Annotated in this window: 2 protein-coding genes; one reads left to right on the top strand and one right to left on the bottom strand. The window is 42.3% G+C overall.

The features are described 5' to 3' along the window. Window positions 1-527 precede the first annotated feature (527 nt). Entirely contained in the window at window positions 528-758 is a 231-nt protein-coding gene (locus HCR01_RS37975; RefSeq protein ID WP_193201021.1) for a hypothetical protein, read from the bottom strand. A gap of 59 nt (window positions 759-817) precedes the next feature. On the opposite strand from HCR01_RS37975, the gene HCR01_RS39765 reads away from it, so the two are divergent. Then, the coding region (locus HCR01_RS39765; protein ID WP_226890093.1) for a hypothetical protein at window positions 818-1,026 on the top strand (209 nt) is incomplete at its 3' end.

Here is a 1,026-nt window from a genome sequence, read left to right as displayed (position 1 = left end):
ATCAAGTGCGGGAAGAATTTCAGAAGACCTTTTCTTTTCCGATAGTGGTATGGACTAATGATGAAAACTATCAGCAACTAATGCAGTTAGCTCCAGATTTAGAGAGTTGGGGAACTACCAGAAGTTTTGCAGGTAGTCCTAAAAAGTAAGGATAGATAAGGATGAGAGTAGTGCAATACCTTTGCCAATTTACGAGGATTTGTATAAAGCAAACCCAGGTAATACAGGCTTCTTTTTGCTATCCGGCAAAAAACTGAGCCAATAAATTATTCAATTGAAGTTCAAGGTATTTTAATTACAAATTGCGAATTCACAATTGTTTGGTCACTTTAACTCTTATAAGTAGTATTTTTTACAAGATATCTGTAATTTACCTTGCAGTTTATTTACTGAGTAGCTGAGACCTTTGTAGCTACTTCGGTCTGTCATTGCAGATAGATAGTCCTCGATAATCTGTTTTTACTGGTTAGCTGTAGCGACCTGCAATACTAATCGCCCGACAGGTACTACCATGTTGGGCAATCGCTTTACTCCTTCCACTCCATCAGCACCCCATCCACACACGCAACCCCCCACTGCGGAAACCTCATCAGCAGCTTCCTGATTACAATTTGCAACGCTGGATCATCGTTCCAACATTCCGCAAGAAACTCAACCCCTGGATTTTCCCTCAACATCTCCGCCAGCTTAAGTTTTTGCATCCGTCCTGGTCGCGCCTTAGACCATGCTGCGATGCCTTCGGCGGAACAATGCCTCACTTGACCATTTTTCATCATTTGGAGCAGGTACGGCGGGACTTTGGTCAACGTTATCTGCCTTGATTCCTACACGAGAAACCGAATTTTCAGCCGTTTCAGCCGTTAACGAAGTGAAAAGGCTGGGTGAGGCTGATTCTTCAAAATCGAGGGCAACGGGCGCGGCGGAAAATGTGGTTGTGTTGCAAAAAAGGTTTGAAGTGATAAAATTCTCTAGAACTAAGATTATTTATGCAACAACTCCGAAGATGTCTGCAATAAAATTAACTTG

Origin of the sequence: Nostoc sp. MG11 (genome assembly GCF_014904695.1) — a bacterium.
Taxonomy (GTDB): Bacteria; Cyanobacteriota; Cyanobacteriia; order Cyanobacteriales; family Nostocaceae; genus Komarekiella.
The sequence above is the reverse complement of the archived record's forward strand: the minus strand, read 5'-3'. Positions and strand labels throughout refer to the sequence as shown.